This is a genomic window from Caulobacter sp. KR2-114 (assembly GCF_049446115.1).
Taxonomy (GTDB): domain Bacteria; phylum Pseudomonadota; class Alphaproteobacteria; order Caulobacterales; family Caulobacteraceae; genus Acaudatibacter.
In genome coordinates this window covers 147,160-164,700 of the sequence record NZ_JBMSEC010000005.1, presented here as the reverse complement: position 1 = coordinate 164,700, position 17,541 = coordinate 147,160, and the positions used below count along the sequence as shown (strand labels likewise).

Genomic DNA, 17,541 nt, shown 5'->3' with positions numbered 1-17,541 from the left:
TCGTTTCAATGAATAACGATTATCGCATCCCTGGAAAACCCCTGGAGACCCGCCATGGCGTCGATCACCGAAACAGCCCCTCCCGCCCTCGGCCGCGCCGGCGTGGCCGCCGTCCCCGCGGCGCGCTGGCTGTGGCTGGCGATCGGCGCGGCCGCGGCGCTGCTGTCCACCGGCGGCCGGTGGGACATCGCCGTGGCCGCCTGGATCGCGCCGGTGTTCCTGCTGCGCTTCGCCCGCACGAGCGCCCCCGCCGTGGCGATCGCCGCCGTGGTGGCGGTCTCGGGGGCGCAGATCGCCGGCTACATGCTGGAGACCGCCGCCCCGTTCAACGCCATGACCACCGCCCTGTGCCTGGCGCTGGGCGCGATCTTCGCTGTCCCCTACCTCCTGGACCGGCTGCTGGCCCCGCGCCTGGGCGAGGCGGGTCGCGTGCTGCTGCTGCCGGCCGCGACGGCGATGACCGAGTTCGCCGCCGCCAGCCTGCTGCCGGTGGGGGCCAGCATCGGCGTCAAGGCGATCACCCAGAGCGAGACCCTGGCCCTGGCCCAGATCGTCTCGCTGCTGGGGCCCTATGCCATCGGCTTCCTGATCGCGCTGGCGGCCAGCGTGGCCAACCAGATCTGGGAGACTCCCTCGCGCCGTGTGGCGCTGCGGCTGGGCGGCGCCCTGGCGGCGGTGATGCTGGCGGTGCTGGGCTTCGGCGAGGCGCGGCTGACCTGGGCCGCCGCCCGACCGGCCGGTGAGACCGTCAAGGTGGCCGGCGTCGTGCCGCCCATGGCGCTGCGGGCGCCGGCCTGGAGCGGCGTGTCGATGGCCAGCTATCCGCCGTCGCCGGCGACCCTGGCGGCGGTGGCCACGCCGTCGATGCGCGCCGCCGACGCCGCCGCACGGGCCGCCCTGCTGGACGGCGCCCGGGCCGCCGCGGCCGCCGGGGCGCGGGTGATCCTGTGGTCGGAGACCGCCGCGCCGGCTCTGGAGGCCGACAAGGGCCCGTTCCTGCAGCAGGTCTCCGCCCTGGCGCGGCAGGCCGGGGTCTATGTCGACGCCGCCGTGGGCGTGCCTTACGCGCGCAACGAGACCTTCCTGATCGGCCCGGACGGCGGCCAGCTGTGGCACTACCGCAAGAACCACCCCGTCCCCGGCATGGAGCCTGTGGCCCCGTTCGCCAACGCCCCGCCGGTGGCGGACACGCCGTACGGGCGGCTCAGCAACGTGATCTGCTTCGACGGCGACTTCCCGGCACTGGCCCGCGTGCCGGCCGACATCCTGCTGCTGCCGGGCTGGGACTGGCCGGAAGAGGGCTACAACCACACCATGAAGGCCGCGCGGCTGCGGGCGATCGAGAACGGCTATTCCCTGGTGCGCGTCGACTACTGGGGCCTGTCGGGCGCGTTCGATCCGTTCGGCCGGGTGCTGGCGATGCAGGACACCGTGCCGGGCAAGGCCTACGCCATGCTGGTCGACGTGCCTGTGAAGGGGGTGACGACGGCCTACGCGCGGATCGGCGATGCGTTCGCCTGGCTGTGCGCCCTGGCGGTGCTGGCCCTGGCCACCCTGGCGCTGGCCCGGCCCCGGCGCGCGGGCGACTGAGGCCGGCGCGGCCCCTCACCTTCCCAACCGCGGCGCGATCGGGCCCCCAGGGCGTGGGGAGGGGAGGGGTAGCGTCGACGTTGGGGGCTGGGCCCCACAACCCTTGCCATACGCCTTCCACGCGTCCAGGCTCCGCTGAAGCACTCGGGAGGCGAGCATGTTGAAGAAGCTGGTGGCGGAGTTCGTGGGCACGGCCTGGCTGGTGCTGGGCGGGTGCGGGGCGGCCGTGCTGGCGGCGGCGTTCCCGCAGTTGGGCATCGGCTTCGTCGGCGTGTCCTTGGCGTTCGGCCTGACGGTGCTGACCATGGCCTACGCCATCGGCCACGTGTCGGGCTGCCACCTGAACCCGGCGGTGTCGGTGGGCCTGTGGGCGGGCGGGCGGTTCCCGGCGCGCGACCTACCCGGCTACATCGTCGCCCAGGTGCTGGGCGCGGTCGCCGGGGCGGGGGTTCTGTACCTGATCGCCAGCGGCAAGGCCGACTTCAGCCTGGCCGGCGGCTTCGCCAGCAACGGCTACGCCGATCACTCGCCCGGCGGCTACAGCCTGGTCGCCTGCCTGGCGTGCGAGGTGGCGATGACCTTCGCCTTCCTGTTCGTGATCATGGGGGTGACTCACGGCGACGCGCCCAAGGGCTTCGCGCCTCTGGCCATCGGCCTGTGCCTGACCCTGATCCACCTGATCAGCATCCCGGTGACCAACACCTCGGTGAACCCGGCGCGCAGCACCGGCCCGGCGATCTTCGCCGGCGGCTGGGCGCTGCAGCAGCTGTGGCTGTTCTGGCTTGCGCCGATCGTCGGCGGCGCCCTGGGCGGCGTGGCCTACCGCTGGCTCAGCCCCGCCACTCCGGCGCCGGTGGACGTCTCGGGGACCTGAGGGGGACGCTCAATCATCTCGTCACCCCGGGCAAGGCGCGAAGCGTCCCAGACCCGGGGCCGGCGGTTCCGGTTCCCAGACGAGGTCCAGCTGGACTCTGCGCAGCCGGCCCCGGCGCTCCGCTGCGCTGCGGGCGCGCGATCCCCAATCCCTGACGAGGCGCTTCCTCGTGGCTGTGGAATCGAGGGGATTGGGTATCATGTCCCCGAGACACCGCCACCCAAGCCCCCGTGGAGCCGGCATGAACTTCACCACCTGTCTTCTGGTCATGGCCGGCGGGGCGCTGGGCACCCTGGCGCGTTACGTCGTCTCGGTGCTGGCCCTGCCGATCAGCGGGCGCATGCCCTGGGGGACGATGATGATCAACGTCTCCGGCTCGTTCCTGATCGGCCTGTTCGGCACCCTGACCCTGGCCAGCGGCCGTTTCCCGGTGTCGGAGAACCTGCGGCTGTTCGTGATGATCGGCTTCTGCGGCGGCTACACCACCTTCTCGTCGTTCAGCCTGCAGACCCTGGACCTGCTGCGCGGCGGGGCGCTGGCCCGGGCGGCGCTGAACATGGGCGCCTCGGTGGCGCTGTGCGTGGCCGCGGTGGCGGTGGGCCACGCCCTGGCGGCGCATTTCAACGGCGGCGCCCGCCAGATCGCCCAGATCGCCATCGAGGAAGAGGCCTGAGCCGGTCGGCGGCGACGATGGGGGCCGGCGACGGGGGCCGGCAAAGGGGCGGCGGCGGCGACGCCGCTCAGACCAGCTCGGCCGCCGGCTCGAACATCACCGCCGGCGAGCGGTGCAGGGTCAGGCGCACCCTCAGGCCGCCCGGGGCGTAGTCCAGCCGCGCGGCGCCGTCGCGCCCGCCGACCCCGGCGCGCAGGATGCGCGAGCCGAAGCCCTGGCGCCGCGGCGGGGCCACCGGCGGGCCGCCGGACTCCGTCCACAGGATCTCGACAGCGTCGCCGATGATCTTCCAGGACACGGTCACCTGGCCGCCCGGCCGGGCGTGGGCGCCGTGCTTGGCCGCGTTGGTGGCGAGCTCGTTGAAGATGATCGCCAGGGTCATGGCCCGCTCAGGCAGCACCAGCACCGGCTCGGCGGCGCCTTGCAGGACCACCGGCCCGGCGGCCGCCTCCAGCGAGCGCTGCATGATCTGGCGCAGGTCGGTGGCCTGCCAGGCGTTGGCGTTGAGCAGGTCGTGCGCGCGGCCCAGGGCCGAGACCCGGGCCTGGAACGCGTCGCGGAACTCCACGGGGTCAGGCGTCCACTGCAGGGTCTGGTTGGCGATCGCCTGCACCGCGGCCAGGTTGTTCTTCACCCGGTGGTTCAACTCGGCGGTCAGGAAGGCCTGCCGCTCGCGGGCCGCCATCTGCTCGCCGATGTCGCGCACCGTGCCCACGGCCGAGACCGGCACGCCGTCCCTGAACAGGATCCGGCCGGTGCTTTCCACCCAGTGCTGGGCCCCGTCCGGGGCGATCATGCGGTGCTCGACCCGGTAGTAGCCGTCGTTCTCGCCAGCCTCGGCGGCGTCCTGCGCGGTCTGCACGCGCGGACGGTCGTCCGGGTGCAGCAGGTCCATGAAGGCCTCCAGGCTGCGCGGCTCGCCGGGCAGGCCGATCAGGGCTTCGGCGCGACCGTCCCAGACCAGCCGGTCGGTGACGATGTCGTACTCCCAGGCGCCCATGTTGGCCGCCTCCAGCGCCGCCTCGGCGCGGGCGCGGTGGCGGGCGGCCTCGGTCTCGGCGGTGCGCCGGGCGGTGATGTCGGCCGACAGGTAGGCCATGCGGCGCGGGCCGCCCTCAGGGGCCGGCGCCCTGGTGTGCACCGACAGGAACCGCCGCCGCTCGCCGCGGATGGTCAGCGAGAATTCCTCGCGCTGTGGTCCTTCGCGATTGACCTTGTCGAGGGCCTGCATGCGGCTGGCGATCAGTTCCGGCGTCGCGCCGAGCTCGCGGCCGGTCTTGCCGATCAGCGCGTCGTGGCTCAGCCGGAAGTGCTCGGCCAGCTTCTGGTTGGCGGCCACGTAGCGATAGTCGTCGCCGTCCTCCTCGACCACCCCGGCGAGAAAGCCGCCGATGTCGAACAGGGTGGCGAAGGTTTCCAGGTTGTCGGCCAGCCAGCGGGCCGGGCTGTCGGCGGTCGTCATCGCGGCGGTTCCGGCAATTGCGAGCCGGACTATAGGCCCAGCCTTCCACGCGGCCTAACGCTGTAACGTCGCACGGTCCCCGGTTGTGTCCATTCACCGGCCAGTTGTTCGCGGGCTCCCGTGGGGCGCGGCGCCGGCCCGATTGACGGACCGCACAGGGCGGGGAAACTGCGGGCGATGTGCAACAAGTTCGGCTTCAACGCCCCGCTCCACCGGCTGATCGAGCTGTTCGCCGCCCTCGACATCGACTTCGAGGCCGGAGGCCTGCCGAACTTTCCGGGCCTGGAGGAGATCAAGCCCACCGACCTGGCCCCGGTGGTGCGCCAGGCGGGCGAGGGGCGGGCGGCGCTGTCGCAGATGCGCTGGGGCTTCCCGCCGGGGCGGCCGAAGGCTGGACCGGTGATCAACTATCGCGCCGAGGGCCGCACCTTCGCCAGCGGCCGCTGCCTGGTCCCGGCGACTCACTTCTTCGAGTTCACGGGGGTGAAGTACCCCAAGACCCAGTGGCGCTTCACCGCCCCGGAGGCGGACGTGTTCGCCATGGCCGGCCTGTGGCGCGACGCCGGCGAGGCGGGCGAGCGCTTCACCCTCTTGACCATCGACGCCGGCCCCGACGTCGCCCCCTATCACGACCGCCAGATCGTGCCCCTGACGCCGGACCAGTGGAAGGCCTGGCTGGACCCCGCCGCCGACGCCCAGACCCTGCTCAAGGCCGCCCCCGCCGGCAGCCTGACCGCCGTCCGAGTGGTCAAGGGCGCCCCGCCGACGACCGCGCGGCTGTTCTAGGGTCTGGGGCGGGTGACGGAGGGGGCCTGCGGACGCCGCCGGCGCCTAGCCCCGCTTCCAGAACACGCCCTTGCGGGCGACGCAGCGGGCGGGGAGATCCTTTTCGCCGGCGGCGACGTAGCCCAGGCCGGTCATCAGCTCGGCGACCAGGCGCTGGGCCGTCGGCGCGGCGGCGGCGTTCAGGCGATACTCTTCGCCCAGCCGCTCGTGCAGCAGGCCGTCGATGCCGGCCATCGCCGGCAGGCCGTCCAGGGTGTTCTCGATCGCCGCCGATCGGGCCTCGGGCGAGGACACCACCTCACGCAGGCGCGCCATCAGCGGATCGTCGTCGGCCAGCGGCTCGGGCTCGGCGTAGGGCAGGCCCAGCAGCTCGATGGCCCGCGCCAGGTGGTTGCCCTCGGCCGAGTGCAGCGCCCTGGCGCGCTTCCACACGGCGTGGCGCTCGTTCTGGCTGCGCTCACGCAGCTTGCTGCGGGTCCACCCGCCGATGAAGATCTCTTCGTTCATGCTTCCCCGATTAAGGCGCCGGGCAGGCGTTTCTCAAGAGGGCGCCGCGTCTCAGGCGAAGCTGGCCGTGCGCGGACGCTTGCCGTCGGCCCCGCGCGCCGCCTAGTTTCGCGCCCATGGCCACTTTCCAATCGGGCGGGCTCGACCTCGCCTACGACGACATCCGGCCGGCGGGGGGAGAGCAGGGGACCGTGCTGCTGGTGCACGGCTTCGCCACCAGCCGCGCGGAGAACTGGCGGCGCCTGGGCTGGTACGCGGCCTTCGAGCGCAAGGGCTGGCGGGTGATCGCCTTCGACCATCGTGGCCACGGCGAGAGCGCCAAGCCGCACGATCCGCAGGCCTACGACCGCGACGCCATGGTCAGCGACATCTTCGCCCTGATGGACCACCTGGACCTCGGCCGCGCGGACCTGCTGGGCTATTCGATGGGCGCGCACCTGTCGCTGCGCGCGGCGCTGAACGAGCCGACCCGCGTCGGCAAGCTGGTGCTGGGCGGGGTGGGCGGCAGGATGCTGAACCCCACGCCGCCCAAGCCCGGGGCGATGAGCATGGCCCAGGCCATGCTGGCGCCGGACGCCGCGGCGATCACCGAGCCGACCCTGAAGGGCTTTCGCCTGTTCGCCGAACAGCAGGGCGAGGACCTGGCCGCGCTGGCCGCCTGCAGCCAGGGCCAGAGCGAGCCGGTGGGCCCGGCCGAGCTGTTCGGCCTGCAGCCGCAGACCCTGGTGGTGGCCGGCGCCCGCGACGAGCTGGCCGGCGATCCCCAGGACCTGGCGGACGCCATCCCCGGCGCCAAGGCCGTGCTGCTGCCCGGCTGCGACCACTTCAACGCCATCCCGCACGCCCTGTTCAAGGCCGCGGTGTTCGACTTCCTGGAAGGCTACGACGAGGACGACTTCCCGCCGTTCGAATAAGGCCCTCCCCCTTGTGGCGACTAGGGGATGCACACATCGTGGGTTTGATGACTCTGGTGTGAGTGGCGTGGGTTTTGAGTGATGTGATTCAGTGTCGTTGTCTTTGGATCGGGAGTGGACGTCGATGCTGGGTATGGAGTTTTGGCTGGGGTCGTTCGGTGACGAGCGCCTGGTAAAAAGGGGGGCCATCTGCTTGAGCGGATGGTGTCTTGCCAGAGTGTCTGTCTAAGGCGTCTTGCGGCGGGGGCTCGGTGCGGGGTCGTCGGCTTCGGGCGGTTCCTGGCGAACCGTCGGGTGTCGGTGAAGGCGGTGGTAGCGGGCTGGGGCGATGCGGTGTCGCAGGTGTGCGAGGGCCGTCATGTGCTGGCGATCCAGGACACCAGCGAGATCAACTTCAGCACGGCGGCGGGTCGTCGGCGCGGTCTTGGCGAGATCGGCCGGGGCGGCGGTCGGGGTGTGCTGCTGCATGCGATGATCGGCCTGGATGCCGGGACGGGCGGGGTTCTGGGCCTGGTCGCAGGGCGGGTGTGGACGCGGCGCGGCCGGGTCAAGGTCCACCACAACAAGCGGCTGCTGAAGCACAAGGAGTCCGAGCGCTGGGTGGCCACGGCGCTTGCGGCGCGCAAGGTTCTGGCCCGGGCGGCGATGGTCACCAGCATCAGCGATCGCGAGGGCGACCTCTACGCGGCCTGGGCGCAGGCTCCTCGGGACGGCTTCCACCTGCTGGCGCGGGCGATGAAGGATCGGCCGGTGGTGGGAGGCGCCAAGCTGTCGACGGCCGCGCTCAGCCCTGCCGGCCATGCGGACGTGGAGCTTCGCGCCCGGCCCGGCCGGCCCGCGCGCAAGGCGCATCTGAGGGCCCGCTTCGGCCGTGTGACCCTGAAGAAGCCGAAGTATCTGCGCGAGAAGGGCCTTAGCCCCCAGGTGGCCCTGAGCCTGGTCGAGGTGATCGAGACCGGCGTCCCCAAGGGCGCTCAGCCGATCGTCTGGCGACTGCTCACCACCCACCCGGTCGAAGACGCCGCCATGGCCTGGCGCGTCGTCGGCTGGTACCGTGAGCGCTGGACCATCGAGCAGTTCTTCCGCACGCTCAAACTCCAGGGGCTGCAGCTGGAGGACAGCCAGCTCGAAACCGCCAACCGGCTCATCAAGTTGACCGCCATCGCCGCCCGCGCCGCCGCCATCGTCATGCAACTGGTCGAGGGCCGAGACGGCTCCACCGGCCAGAGCGCCGACATCGTCTTCTCGCCCCCCGAGATCGAGGCCCTCGAAGCCCTCGTCCCAAAGCTCGAAGGCAAGACCGCCCTCCAGAAAAACCCCCACCCCCCGCGATCCCTCGCATGGGCCGCATGGGTCATCGGCAAACTCGGCGGATGGGACGGCTACCCCAAATCAAAGCCACCCGGCCCCATCACAATGCGACACGGCCTACAGCGCTTCCTCGCCATCGCAGAGGGATGGTCCCTCAGAGATGTGTGAATCGACTAGCTTGTGGCGAGGGACAGCCCGCGAAGCGGGCAGGGTGGGGGTCACCGGCCGGTGCACAGGCCAGTCTCGTGAGCCGGTTCGCGGCCTCTCACTTCCCCACCCTGATCGCTGCGCGAACTTTCCCTCCCCATGAAGGGGAGGGTTCCTAGGCCAGATTATACGCGCCGCCCTTCTCCAGCGACGTCTTGAACGCCGGGCGCTCGTGCAGGCGTTCCACCCAGGCCTTGAGGTTGGGCAGGGTTTCCAGGCGGCCGAAGGCGCGGGCGACCTCGCCGACGAAGCTCATCTGCACGTCAGCGCCGGAGAACTCGCCCATCAGGTAGTCCTTGCCGGCCAGGGCGGCGTCGACATAGCCCAGGTGGCGGGCGATCTCGCTGTCGATGCGCGGCATCAGCGGCGCGGCCGCCTCGCCCAGGCGCATGACGTACAGCAGCATCATCAGCGGCAGCATCGCCGAGCCCTCGGCGTAGTGCAGCCATTCCAGATAGGCCTCGTGCGCGGCCGTGCCGGGCGCGGGCTGCAGGCGGCCGGCGCCGTGCCGGCGGATGATGTAGTCGATGATCGCCCCGGATTCGGCGATCTTCAGGCCGTCCTCCTCGATCACCGGCGACTTGCCCAGTGGGTGCACCGCCTCGAGCTCCGGCGGCGCCAGGTTGGTGGTGGCGTCACGCTGGTAGAACCGGATCTCGTAGGGCGCGCCCAGCTCTTCCAGCAGCCAGAGGATGCGCTGGGAGCGGGAATTGTTCAGGTGATGGACGACGAGCATGGGCGTTTTCTCCACGATGATGGCGCCAGCTTGTCGCCGCTTCCGTCGCGGATGGGAAGTATTTAATTGTGCGCAATCGAATTGGCGGGGCGAGGGCGCCGCTTGCTAGCCGCGCGGGCGCAGGCCCTCGAACACCGTGCCGACCTGCTGGTCCATCAGGGCGGTGAGGCGGTCGGCGTCGGCGCCTTCCGAGGCCGCAAGCCGGTAGTTCCAGGCGTAGAGGCCCAGCAGCAGGTCGACGATGGCGCCGATGTCGGCGTCGGGGCGGACGTCGCCGCGGCCGATGCCTTCGGCCAGCCACTGCCCCATCAGGTCGCGAAACACCTGGTTGGCGCCGAACGGCCGGGCCGTGGGCTCCATGTCCCACCGATAGGCCACGGCGATGTGCGCCAGGAACAGCTTCACCCGCCGCGTTTCGAAGGCGTAGAGCACCGCGAACAGCGAGCGGCAGCGATCGGCCGTCGAGCCGCGCATCAGCGGGATGACCCGGCCGGTCTCCTCGTAGAGCTGCTCCAGCCGGTCCTGCATGACCTGGTTGAGGATGTCCGCCTTCGAGGTGAAGGTGGTGAAGACGCTGCCCACCGACACGCCCGCGCGATTGGCGATCGCGCGGACGGTAGCGTCCTCGAAGCCGATTTCGTTGAACAGGTCACTGGCGGCGTCGAGTACGCGTCGACGCGTCGCCAGTTTCTGCGCCTCGCGCACGCCCACGACTGATAAGCCCCTCTCTCACCGCGGCCTTGACCTGACCGTCGGCGGACTGTCGACGCCGGCCGGCGGCCCCCTCACCTTCGAAGCGGTCGCGCCGGCCAGTGACTTCAGCCGGCGGCCTTGGCCCCGGCCAGGATGATGCGGACCTGGTCAGCCAGGCGGGCGCGAAGCTCGCTCAGGCCCCAGCCCTCGAACGCCGCGTGGCGGAAGTTCGCGAGGTAGGAATCCCACAGCATTTGCGAGATCAGGGCCACATCCGTGTTGCGCGACAGTTCGCCACGCTCGATCGAGGAGGTCAGCACCTCGCCGATCAGCTCGGTGATCGGCCGACGGTTCAGGCGGCCGCGCACCTGCGCGCCCAGGTCCGGAGACCAGGAAACGCTCATGGTGGCCTGCAGCAGCGGCAGGTCGGCCAGGGTGAAGCGGTAGCCGGCGTCGAACATGGCGTTCAGCGCGTCCTCGGCGTTGGCGCCGACGGCCTCGTTGCGCATCACCTCGAACAGGTTGTCGCGATCGGCGCCGATGATCTCGTTGAACAGGTCCGACTTGTCGGTGAACGAGGCGAACACCGCGCCCGTGGACATGCCGGCGGCCGCCGCGATGTCGCGGATGGTGGCGCCCTCATAGCCCTTCTCGGTGAACAGCGACTTGGCCGAGGCGAGGATCTTCTCGCGCGTGCGCTGCTTGGCCAGGGCGCGCTGGGTGGGGCGGCGGACCTGGGCGAGGCCGGAGAGGGAGCGGAGCGGGAGATGGTTCATTGGGCGGCCTCCAGCCGGGCAAGGGCGGCGACGGCCCGGAGCTCGAATTCGCCGCAGTATTCTTCAACGACCGACTTCAAGAGGTCGGCATAGCGATTGGCGAGCATCCGGCTGTCCCGGGCGGCGTCGCGGAGGTCGGCCACGAGCTGACGCATCTCGGCGAGAGCGGCGTCGTGGTCGGCGGTGTCGGTTTCCGGCGCGAGGGGCCGGACAGACGCGGGCATTCTTGGTCCTTCAGATCGTGAGGTCCCCGCCGCCGGCGCGTCCAGGCGAAGACTTGGTCGAGCGTGTTCAACGAAATCCGTTCCGCGATACGGATGTCATGTGCGTTTACACGCGATATAGGGCTCCTGCATGGCATTCCAGCGTCGCAGCGCCAAAATGACGCACTTTTGAGCGGTCGATTCAAGGACGAGTCGGAGACCCGACCCGTTTCCAGGACACGTGTTCGCTGAGCGCGCTCACCTAATCCGGGTTGGCCGCGTGCTGCCAAAACTTTCAAGCGGGGTGAGTCGCAGCCGGTGGCGAGGCGCGGCGCGCAAGCGTATGCTCCGTTCATGGACATATTCGACTATCTGTTGCCGGCGGCGCTGATCGCCGTGACCCTCACCCTGGCGGTCGGCATCTTCGCCCTGTTCAAGGGCGGCGAGTTCGGGCGCAGCTATTCCAACAAGCTCATGCGCCTGCGCGTGCTGCTGCAGTTCTGCGCGGTGATGATCATCGTGGCCGCCTGGTGGTGGCGCACGCACGTGCACGGCTGATATCCTGGCGTCCGCATTGTCGGCGAGGCGGCCATGGTCACCCTGAACCGGATCTACACCCGCACCGGCGACGCCGGCTCGACCCGGCTGGCCTCCGGCGCGCCGGTGAGCAAGGCGTCGCTGCGGGTCGCCGCCTACGGCGATGTCGACGAGACCAACGCCACCCTGGGCCTCGTGCGGCTGCACACGGAGGGGCAGGCCCCGCTGGACCCGATCCTGGCGCGCATCCAGAACGACCTGTTCGACCTGGGCGCCGATTTGGCGACGCCGCCACGTGCGGCCGACGGAGAGGGCGAGCTGCGCATCGTCGCCTCGCAGGTCGACCGGCTGGAGCGCGAGATCGACGCCCTCAACGCCGAGCTGGCGGCTCTGACCTCGTTCGTACTGCCCGGCGGGACGCCGGCGGCCGCGCACCTGCACCTGGCCCGCACCGTCTGCCGCCGCGCCGAGCGCAGCGCCGTGGCCCTGGCGGCGGTCGAGAGCGTCAACGCCGAGGCCCTGCGCTATCTCAACCGGCTGTCGGACCTGCTGTTCGTCGCCGCCCGCCATGCCAACGGCAAGGGCGCCGGCGACGTGCTGTGGACTCCCGGCGCGACACGGTAGGGGCCGAGCCGGACCGTTGGGGCTACTTCTTCGCCGCCGTCGGCTTCGTGGCGCTGACCGCGGGGGGCTGGGCCTGGGCGGCGGGCTTCAGCTCGCGGCCGGTGAGGCGCCAGATCGGCAGCGGCGTCAGGCACTGGCGGTCCTTGGAATCCCACCAGGCGCCGCGCTGGTCGCATTCCTGCTGCGGCCAGACGAAGAACACGTGGTAGACGAGCGCCACGAGGCAGGCGATCAGGAATACGCCGCCGAACAGCATCGTGGTGCGGTTGATCATCCGAAACATGGGCCGCTTTTCGCAAGGCTGCGGAGCCTTGGCTAGCGTCCTTCCGCAGCGTCCGGCGGATGATCTCGGCATGACCTTGCGCCATCGGGCCGCTTGCATTGCGCGATGAAGGCGTTATTGCCCGTCCCGCGCCTATTTCGCGCGCGCGGCGCGCCGGATGGACTCCAGCCGAATAGCCGCGTCGAACATCCATTCCAGCTCGGAACGGGCGCCCGGTTACGGGTCCCGCCGGGCGACAGCCAAGGCGGTGAAGCCGATGAAGGTCCTAGTCCCGGTCAAGCGCGTGCTTGACTACAACGTCAAGCCGAGGGTGAAGCCCGACCAGTCGGGCATGGATCTCGCCAACCTGAAGATGGCGATGAACCCCTTCTGCGAGATCGCGGTGGAAGAGGCCGTGCGGCTGAAGGAAAAGGGCGTGGCCACCGAGGTGGTCGCCGTCTCCATCGGCCCGCAGCAGGCGCAGGAAACCATCCGCACCGCCCTGGCCATGGGCGCCGACCGCGGCATCCTGGTGCAGACCGACGCCGACGTTGAGCCGCTGGAAGTGGCCAAGCTGCTCAAGGCGGTGGTCGAGGCGGAAGCGCCGCAGCTGATCGTCATGGGCAAGCAGGCCATCGACGGCGACAACAACGCCGTGGGCCAGATGCTGTCGGCCCTGCTGGACTGGCCGCAGGCCACCTTCGCTTCCAAGATCGAAGTCGCCGGCGAGACCGTGAAGGTCACCCGCGAAGTCGACGGCGGCCTGCAGACCCTGGAGCTGGACCTGCCGGCCGTGGTCACCGCCGACCTGCGCCTCAACGAGCCGCGCTATGCGTCGCTGCCGAACATCATGAAGGCCAAGAAGAAGCCGATCGACGTCAAGGCGCCGGCCGACTACGGCGTCGACACCGCCGGGCGCCTGAAGGTGCTGAAGGTGGCCGAACCGGCCAAGCGCACCGCGGGTGTGAAGGTTGAAAACGCCGCCGAGCTGGTGGCCAAGCTGAAGACCGAAGCGGGGGTGCTCTGATGGCCGTTCTCGTCGTCGCCGATCACGACAATGCGTCGCTGAAGGACAACACCCACAAGACCGTCACCGCGGCCAAGGCCATCTCGGCCGACGTCGACGTGCTGGTCGCCGGCCAGGGCGTGGACGCCGTGGCCGCCGAGGCCGCCAAGATCGAAGGCGTGCGCAAGGTGCTGGTGGCCGAGAGCGACCAGCTGGGCAAGTCGATCGCCGAGGCCGAAGGCGCCCTGGTGACCGGCCTGATGGCCAACTACGACGCCGTCCTGGTTCCGGCCACCTCCGCGGGCAAGAACTTCGCCCCGCGCGTCGCCGCCAAGCTGGACGTCGCCCCGATCTCGGAAATCGTCGACGTGGTCGACGCCAACACCTTCGTGCGCCCGATCTACGCGGGCAACGCCCTGGAGACGGTGCAGAGCGCCGACGCCAAGAAGGTGATCACCGTCCGCGCCACGGCCTTCAAGGCCGCCGGCGAAGGCGGCTCGGCCGCGATCGAGAAGATCGACGCCGGTCCCGGCGCGCCGAAGACCCGGTTCGTCTCCGAAGAGATCGTCAAGTCGACCCGCCCGGAACTGGCGGCGGCGAAGATCGTCGTCTCCGGCGGCCGCGCCATGGGCTCGGCGGAAGAGTTCCAGCGGGTGATCGAGCCCCTGGCCGACAAGCTGGGCGCCGCCGTCGGCGCCAGCCGCGCGGCCGTGGACGCCGGCTACGCGCCGAACGACTACCAGGTCGGCCAGACCGGCAAGGTGGTCGCGCCGCAGCTGTACGTCGCCGTGGGCATCTCCGGCGCCATCCAGCACCTGGCCGGCATGAAGGACTCCAAGGTGATCGTGGCGATCAACAAGGACGCCGACGCGCCGATCTTCCAGGTCGCGGACTACGGCCTGGTGGCGGACTACAAGACCGCCGTGCCGGAGTTGATGGACGCCCTGACCGCCGCCGGCAAGTAAGCCGCCCGGCGCCTCCAGGCAGAAAGACAACGGCCCGCGCTCCGACCGGAGCGCGGGCCGCTTGCTGTTCGGGCGCCGCCGGCGCGGCCCCTCACCTTCCCACGCCCTGGCGGGCGCGGGCCCCTTCCTCTCCCTGCAGGGAGAGGAAATTTCCATAGGCCCCTGCAAATCCCTATTCCTCTCCCTTGAGGGAGAGGAAGGGGCCCGACCGCGGAGCGGTTGGGAAGGTGAGGGGCCACGCCGCCCTGCGTTAAGTCGCCGTCTTCGCCGCCGGGCTGGCCGCGGCTGGAGCCGGCGCGGGCTTGGGGGCCGGGCCCGGAGCGGGCTTGGCCGCCGCGGCGGGCCTGGCCACGTGGGGCGGCTTGGCCGGGGCCGCGCTGACGGCGGGCGCGGCGGAGTCGGCCGGCGCCGGGGCGGGCGGCGGGCCGGCGTCAGTGTGCACCTCGCCGCTGCCGGTCAACTCGCTCTTCACCCGGGCGGTGTGGCCGTACAGGGTGACGTCGCCGGAGCCGGAGATCTCGATATCGGCGGAGTCCTTGGGCGACAGCGAGGCCGAGCCGGAGCCGGAGATCTCCACGTGCGCGTCCTGCGCCGCCAAGCGGCCGAGGTTGGCCTTGCCGTGGCCGCTCATCTCGACGTCGACCTGGCCGGCCTTGCCCTGGGCGTCGGCGTCGGCGCGGCCGTCCATCTCCAGCTTCAGGCTGCCGCGGTCGTAGTTGCGGATCGACAGGTGGCTGTCGCCGTCCAGGCTGAAGCTCTCCACGTCCGGCGCGGTGAGGACGATCTGCAGCCGCGGGCCGCGGTCGGGGCCGTCGTAGTCGATGGCGCCGTGCGAGACGCTGACCTGGCCCACCGCGCCGCGCGGGCCGGTGACGGTCAGCTTCGCCGGGCCGGGGGCCTGGGTGTAGGTGACGTCGGCCGGGGCGTCGATCTCCAGCCGCGTGGCGCCGTCCCAGGCGAGGTCGCGGGTGGTGGTCGGCCCGCCGACGTCGTCGTCATCGTCGGTGTCGCCATGATGGCCGTCGAGGTCGACGTGGACGTGGGGCCCCAACTTCCAGCCGCCGTTGCGGACCATGTCGGAGCCGCCGATGGCCATGGCGATCGACAGGCACAGGATGCAGACGCCTATGCCCGCCGCCGTCGTCAGAAACAGTACCCGGATCATGACTTGCCCCTATGTCTTCTCTGGCCCGGTCTTTGCCGTTTTGCTCAGGCTTGAGGGTCGATGGCCGGCCGGATCAGCCGGTAATGAAGCCGCCCGTACCAGACGAGCGCATTGGTCAGGCCGATGCACACCAGCGTCAGCAGGGCGCCCGCGCCCACGCCGCCGGAGATCATGCCCAGACCCAGGAACACCGCCGCCACCGGCCCGCCGGGCGGATGCAGGAACGGTCCGCCGACCATCACCCCGGCGCCCACCACCACCAGGGCGATGACCACCACCAGCCAGCCGATCAGCACGCCCAGCACCGCCATGAACGGTCCGAACAGGATGAACAGGTCGATCGCGCCCAGGCCCAGCACGGCGAACACCGCTTGCAGGGCGTTGGAGGCGTTGCGCTGCTGCTCCCAGCGCTTGAGCCCGGCCTCGGCGCGCAGTTCGCGGGCCAGCCGGTCCGGATCGCCCAGGGCGGCGGCCACGTCCTCCTCCTTGCGCCCGGCCGCGGCGGCCTCGGCGAAGTGGGTGTCGTAGTCGGCGACGATGTCGGCGATCACCGCCGGCGGCAGGTCGCGCAGGCCGGCGCGCAGGCGCACGATGAAGGCGTCGCGGGTCATGCGCGGTCTCCCAGGCTGGCGGCGTCTTGCGAGGGGGCGGCATCGCCCGCGGGCGGCGCTCCCAGGTTGGCGGCGTCTCCGAGGATGGCGTTGACCGCGCCGACGAACTGCACCCAGGCGTCCTTCTGGCTGGCGAAACTGCGCCGCCCGGCCTCGGTCAGCCGGTAGTACTTGCGCGACGGACCGGCGGTGGATTCGACCAGATAGGTCTCCACAAGGCCATCGTCCTGCATGCGCCGCATCAGCGGGTAGATAGTGCCCTCGCCCATGTCGATCCCCTCGGCGAGGCGACTGGCGATCTCATAGGCATAGCTGTCGGCGCGCGAGAGCAGGGCCAGGACGCAGAGCTCCAGCACCCCCTTCTTCAGCTGCACCTGAACGGCTTCAACCATGACGCCTCGCCTCGATCTGCGGCCTATGTGTCACAAGGTACCTGTCATCGCAAGGTAGCTTGCCGTACATGACAGCGAATTCATCCGCGGCCGGCGGGGAGGCGGTTCCGGACGCTCACGCTGCAACGCAGCAAAAACTTGGCGACGGGCCGCGCCCTCGTGTTAGAAAGCCGTCATAAGAACGGGCGCGCGGTCGGGGAGCGCCTGAATCAGACGCCCGAGGCGGATTTTATGACGAATATCAGGACGGTCGGCGTTATCGGCGCAGGCCAGATGGGCAGCGGCATCGCGCATGTCTGCGCGCTCGCGGGCTACGACGTGCTGCTCAACGACGCCGCGCCCGAGCGGATCAAGGACAGCCTGGCGCTGATCGACCACAACATGTCCCGCCAGGTGGCGCGCGGCGTGATCAAGGAAGACGAACGGGTCGCCGCCCTGGCCCGCATCCGCGGCGCCGATGGCCTGGCGGAGATCGGCAAGGCCGATCTCGCCATCGAGGCGGCCACCGAGAACGAAGACGTCAAGAAGCAGATCTTCCGCGCGCTGCAGCCGTTCCTGGCGGACGGCACTTTGCTGGCCTCGAACACCTCGTCGATCTCGATCACCCGCCTGGCCTCGGTCACCGACCGGCCCGAGCGGTTCATCGGCCTGCACTTCATGAACCCGGTGCCGCTGATGAAGCTGGTGGAGATCATTCGCGGCATCGCCACGGATGCGGCCACCTACGACACCGCCGTCGGCTTCGCCCGCTCGCTGGGCAAGACCACTGCCAACGCCGAGGACTTCCCGGCCTTCATCGTCAACCGCGTGTTGGTGCCGATGATCAACGAGGCGATCTACACCCTGTATGAGGGCGTGGGCACCGTGGACGCCATCGACACCGCCATGAAGCTGGGCGCCAACCATCCGATGGGCCCGCTGGAACTGGGCGACTTCATCGGCCTGGACACCGTCCTGTCGATCATGAACGTGCTGTACGAGGGCCTGGCCGACTCCAAGTACCGGCCCTGTCCGCTGCTGGTGAAGTACGTCGAGGCGGGCTGGCTGGGCCGCAAGGTCGGCCGCGGCTTCTACGACTACCGCGGCGAGCACCCGGTGCCCACGCGCTGATCTTCCACTCGCGCCGCTTCCTGCGGGCGTCCTCCGCCCGGGGCGACGGGATTTGAGGCGGAGCGAAGCGTAAATCTCCGATGCCGAAGTATCGGACTTTCGCTGATCGTGCGAAAACATCGCAGGGGGCGGAGGTT

21 protein-coding genes are annotated in these 17,541 nt (G+C 70.5%); 11 read left to right on the top strand and 10 right to left on the bottom strand.

Annotation, left to right across the window (positions count from 1 at the left end):
- Nucleotides 1-54: 54 nt before the first annotated feature.
- From ACO2Q3_RS18450 to crcB, 3 genes are all read left to right on the top strand, one after another.
- On the top strand, nucleotides 55-1,590 hold the full coding sequence (locus tag ACO2Q3_RS18450; protein ID WP_423309224.1) for a nitrilase-related carbon-nitrogen hydrolase: 1,536 nt from the start codon (nucleotides 55-57) through the stop codon (nucleotides 1,588-1,590).
- Between the two features lie 157 nt (nucleotides 1,591-1,747).
- Complete coding sequence (gene aqpZ, locus ACO2Q3_RS18445) at nucleotides 1,748-2,464, top strand: aquaporin Z (protein WP_423309222.1); 717 nt, start codon at nucleotides 1,748-1,750, stop codon at nucleotides 2,462-2,464.
- 241 nt (nucleotides 2,465-2,705) lie between these two features.
- Entirely contained in the window at nucleotides 2,706-3,137 is a 432-nt protein-coding gene (crcB, locus tag ACO2Q3_RS18440; protein WP_423309220.1) for a fluoride efflux transporter CrcB, read from the top strand.
- A gap of 67 nt (nucleotides 3,138-3,204) precedes the next feature.
- Here the strand turns inward: crcB and ACO2Q3_RS18435 are convergent, their stop codons facing one another.
- Nucleotides 3,205-4,599 carry a sensor histidine kinase gene (locus tag ACO2Q3_RS18435; protein ID WP_423309218.1) on the bottom strand — a complete coding sequence of 465 codons (1,395 nt, stop codon included), beginning with the start codon at nucleotides 4,597-4,599 and terminating at the stop codon, nucleotides 3,205-3,207.
- A 177-nt stretch (nucleotides 4,600-4,776) separates the two neighbouring features.
- Here ACO2Q3_RS18435 and ACO2Q3_RS18430 point away from each other — a divergent pair, with 177 nt between their 5' ends.
- Nucleotides 4,777-5,385 carry an SOS response-associated peptidase gene (locus ACO2Q3_RS18430; RefSeq protein ID WP_423309216.1) on the top strand — a complete coding sequence of 203 codons (609 nt, stop codon included), beginning with the start codon at nucleotides 4,777-4,779 and terminating at the stop codon, nucleotides 5,383-5,385.
- 45 nt (nucleotides 5,386-5,430) lie between these two features.
- On the opposite strand, the gene ACO2Q3_RS18425 is transcribed toward ACO2Q3_RS18430, so the two are convergent.
- Nucleotides 5,431-5,892, bottom strand: coding sequence for a hypothetical protein (locus ACO2Q3_RS18425; RefSeq protein WP_423309214.1), 462 nt, complete (start codon nucleotides 5,890-5,892; stop codon nucleotides 5,431-5,433).
- A gap of 116 nt (nucleotides 5,893-6,008) precedes the next feature.
- On the opposite strand from ACO2Q3_RS18425, the gene ACO2Q3_RS18420 reads away from it, so the two are divergent.
- Nucleotides 6,009-6,806, top strand: coding sequence for an alpha/beta fold hydrolase (locus ACO2Q3_RS18420; RefSeq protein WP_423309212.1), 798 nt, complete (start codon nucleotides 6,009-6,011; stop codon nucleotides 6,804-6,806).
- A 201-nt stretch (nucleotides 6,807-7,007) separates the two neighbouring features.
- Nucleotides 7,008-8,285, top strand: a complete 1,278-nt coding sequence (locus ACO2Q3_RS18415) for an IS4 family transposase (RefSeq protein WP_423309210.1) — start codon at nucleotides 7,008-7,010, stop codon at nucleotides 8,283-8,285.
- Between the two features lie 154 nt (nucleotides 8,286-8,439).
- Here the strand turns inward: ACO2Q3_RS18415 and ACO2Q3_RS18410 are convergent, their stop codons facing one another.
- The 4 genes from ACO2Q3_RS18410 to ACO2Q3_RS18395 all read right to left on the bottom strand — a co-directional run bounded on the left by ACO2Q3_RS18410 (nucleotide 8,440) and on the right by ACO2Q3_RS18395 (nucleotide 10,753).
- A complete protein-coding gene (locus ACO2Q3_RS18410) occupies nucleotides 8,440-9,060 on the bottom strand; it encodes a glutathione S-transferase family protein (RefSeq protein ID WP_423309208.1) in 621 nt (206 codons plus the stop codon).
- A gap of 105 nt (nucleotides 9,061-9,165) precedes the next feature.
- Nucleotides 9,166-9,771, bottom strand: coding sequence for a TetR/AcrR family transcriptional regulator (locus tag ACO2Q3_RS18405; protein ID WP_423309206.1), 606 nt, complete (start codon nucleotides 9,769-9,771; stop codon nucleotides 9,166-9,168).
- Nucleotides 9,772-9,878: 107 nt separating this feature from the next.
- Nucleotides 9,879-10,529: a TetR/AcrR family transcriptional regulator gene (locus ACO2Q3_RS18400; protein ID WP_423309204.1), complete on the bottom strand. Its 651-nt coding sequence runs from the start codon at nucleotides 10,527-10,529 to the stop codon at nucleotides 9,879-9,881.
- Nucleotides 10,526-10,753 (bottom strand): hypothetical protein, encoded by a 228-nt coding sequence (locus ACO2Q3_RS18395; RefSeq protein WP_423309202.1) that lies wholly within the window; start codon nucleotides 10,751-10,753, stop codon nucleotides 10,526-10,528. Before ACO2Q3_RS18395 ends, ACO2Q3_RS18400 begins: the two co-directional genes overlap by 4 nt.
- A gap of 333 nt (nucleotides 10,754-11,086) precedes the next feature.
- Between ACO2Q3_RS18395 and ACO2Q3_RS18390 the strand changes: the two genes are divergently transcribed.
- Together ACO2Q3_RS18390 and ACO2Q3_RS18385 are read left to right on the top strand one after the other, a co-directional pair.
- Nucleotides 11,087-11,290 carry a twin transmembrane helix small protein gene (locus ACO2Q3_RS18390; RefSeq protein ID WP_423309200.1) on the top strand — a complete coding sequence of 68 codons (204 nt, stop codon included), beginning with the start codon at nucleotides 11,087-11,089 and terminating at the stop codon, nucleotides 11,288-11,290.
- Nucleotides 11,291-11,323: 33 nt separating this feature from the next.
- Complete coding sequence (locus ACO2Q3_RS18385; RefSeq protein WP_423309198.1) at nucleotides 11,324-11,893, top strand: cob(I)yrinic acid a,c-diamide adenosyltransferase; 570 nt, start codon at nucleotides 11,324-11,326, stop codon at nucleotides 11,891-11,893.
- A gap of 22 nt (nucleotides 11,894-11,915) precedes the next feature.
- Here the strand turns inward: ACO2Q3_RS18385 and ACO2Q3_RS18380 are convergent, their stop codons facing one another.
- Nucleotides 11,916-12,176: a hypothetical protein gene (locus tag ACO2Q3_RS18380; RefSeq protein ID WP_423309196.1), complete on the bottom strand. Its 261-nt coding sequence runs from the start codon at nucleotides 12,174-12,176 to the stop codon at nucleotides 11,916-11,918.
- 256 nt (nucleotides 12,177-12,432) lie between these two features.
- On the opposite strand from ACO2Q3_RS18380, the gene ACO2Q3_RS18375 reads away from it, so the two are divergent.
- Entirely contained in the window at nucleotides 12,433-13,182 is a 750-nt protein-coding gene (locus ACO2Q3_RS18375; RefSeq protein ID WP_423309194.1) for an electron transfer flavoprotein subunit beta/FixA family protein, read from the top strand.
- Nucleotides 13,182-14,126, top strand: a complete 945-nt coding sequence (locus ACO2Q3_RS18370) for an electron transfer flavoprotein subunit alpha/FixB family protein (protein ID WP_423309192.1) — start codon at nucleotides 13,182-13,184, stop codon at nucleotides 14,124-14,126. The genes ACO2Q3_RS18375 and ACO2Q3_RS18370 overlap by 1 nt, the downstream gene beginning before the upstream one ends.
- Nucleotides 14,127-14,376: 250 nt before the next feature.
- On the opposite strand, the gene ACO2Q3_RS18365 is transcribed toward ACO2Q3_RS18370, so the two are convergent.
- From ACO2Q3_RS18365 to ACO2Q3_RS18355, 3 genes are read right to left on the bottom strand one after another with little or no spacing between them, the layout of a single operon-like run.
- Nucleotides 14,377-15,291, bottom strand: coding sequence for a GIN domain-containing protein (locus ACO2Q3_RS18365; RefSeq protein ID WP_423309190.1), 915 nt, complete (start codon nucleotides 15,289-15,291; stop codon nucleotides 14,377-14,379).
- Between the two features lie 44 nt (nucleotides 15,292-15,335).
- Complete coding sequence (locus ACO2Q3_RS18360; RefSeq protein ID WP_423309188.1) at nucleotides 15,336-15,902, bottom strand: DUF1700 domain-containing protein; 567 nt, start codon at nucleotides 15,900-15,902, stop codon at nucleotides 15,336-15,338.
- Entirely contained in the window at nucleotides 15,899-16,294 is a 396-nt protein-coding gene (locus ACO2Q3_RS18355; RefSeq protein ID WP_423309186.1) for a PadR family transcriptional regulator, read from the bottom strand. Before ACO2Q3_RS18355 ends, ACO2Q3_RS18360 begins: the two co-directional genes overlap by 4 nt.
- Nucleotides 16,295-16,525: 231 nt before the next feature.
- Between ACO2Q3_RS18355 and ACO2Q3_RS18350 the strand changes: the two genes are divergently transcribed.
- Nucleotides 16,526-17,404 carry a 3-hydroxybutyryl-CoA dehydrogenase gene (locus ACO2Q3_RS18350; protein ID WP_423309184.1) on the top strand — a complete coding sequence of 293 codons (879 nt, stop codon included), beginning with the start codon at nucleotides 16,526-16,528 and terminating at the stop codon, nucleotides 17,402-17,404.
- The last annotated feature ends 137 nt before the right edge of the window (nucleotides 17,405-17,541 follow it).

Bases quoted from the DNA above. Each gene is read 5' to 3' on its own strand.
- ACO2Q3_RS18450 (WP_423309224.1), top strand. From the start codon at position 55: ATGGCGTCGATCACCGAAACAGCCCCTCCCGCCCTCGGCCGCGCCGGC.
- aqpZ (WP_423309222.1), top strand. From the start codon at position 1,748: ATGTTGAAGAAGCTGGTGGCGGAGTTCGTGGGCACGGCCTGGCTGGTG.
- crcB (WP_423309220.1), top strand. From the start codon at position 2,706: ATGAACTTCACCACCTGTCTTCTGGTCATGGCCGGCGGGGCGCTGGGC.
- ACO2Q3_RS18435 (WP_423309218.1), bottom strand. From the start codon at position 4,599: ATGACGACCGCCGACAGCCCGGCCCGCTGGCTGGCCGACAACCTGGAA.
- ACO2Q3_RS18430 (WP_423309216.1), top strand. From the start codon at position 4,777: ATGTGCAACAAGTTCGGCTTCAACGCCCCGCTCCACCGGCTGATCGAG.
- ACO2Q3_RS18425 (WP_423309214.1), bottom strand. From the start codon at position 5,892: ATGAACGAAGAGATCTTCATCGGCGGGTGGACCCGCAGCAAGCTGCGT.
- ACO2Q3_RS18420 (WP_423309212.1), top strand. From the start codon at position 6,009: ATGGCCACTTTCCAATCGGGCGGGCTCGACCTCGCCTACGACGACATC.
- ACO2Q3_RS18415 (WP_423309210.1), top strand. From the start codon at position 7,008: ATGGTGTCTTGCCAGAGTGTCTGTCTAAGGCGTCTTGCGGCGGGGGCT.
- ACO2Q3_RS18410 (WP_423309208.1), bottom strand. From the start codon at position 9,060: ATGCTCGTCGTCCATCACCTGAACAATTCCCGCTCCCAGCGCATCCTC.
- ACO2Q3_RS18400 (WP_423309204.1), bottom strand. From the start codon at position 10,529: ATGAACCATCTCCCGCTCCGCTCCCTCTCCGGCCTCGCCCAGGTCCGC.
- ACO2Q3_RS18395 (WP_423309202.1), bottom strand. From the start codon at position 10,753: ATGCCCGCGTCTGTCCGGCCCCTCGCGCCGGAAACCGACACCGCCGAC.
- ACO2Q3_RS18390 (WP_423309200.1), top strand. From the start codon at position 11,087: ATGGACATATTCGACTATCTGTTGCCGGCGGCGCTGATCGCCGTGACC.
- ACO2Q3_RS18385 (WP_423309198.1), top strand. From the start codon at position 11,324: ATGGTCACCCTGAACCGGATCTACACCCGCACCGGCGACGCCGGCTCG.
- ACO2Q3_RS18380 (WP_423309196.1), bottom strand. From the start codon at position 12,176: ATGTTTCGGATGATCAACCGCACCACGATGCTGTTCGGCGGCGTATTC.
- ACO2Q3_RS18375 (WP_423309194.1), top strand. From the start codon at position 12,433: ATGAAGGTCCTAGTCCCGGTCAAGCGCGTGCTTGACTACAACGTCAAG.
- ACO2Q3_RS18370 (WP_423309192.1), top strand. From the start codon at position 13,182: ATGGCCGTTCTCGTCGTCGCCGATCACGACAATGCGTCGCTGAAGGAC.
- ACO2Q3_RS18365 (WP_423309190.1), bottom strand. From the start codon at position 15,291: ATGATCCGGGTACTGTTTCTGACGACGGCGGCGGGCATAGGCGTCTGC.
- ACO2Q3_RS18360 (WP_423309188.1), bottom strand. From the start codon at position 15,902: ATGACCCGCGACGCCTTCATCGTGCGCCTGCGCGCCGGCCTGCGCGAC.
- ACO2Q3_RS18355 (WP_423309186.1), bottom strand. From the start codon at position 16,294: ATGGTTGAAGCCGTTCAGGTGCAGCTGAAGAAGGGGGTGCTGGAGCTC.
- ACO2Q3_RS18350 (WP_423309184.1), top strand. From the start codon at position 16,526: ATGACGAATATCAGGACGGTCGGCGTTATCGGCGCAGGCCAGATGGGC.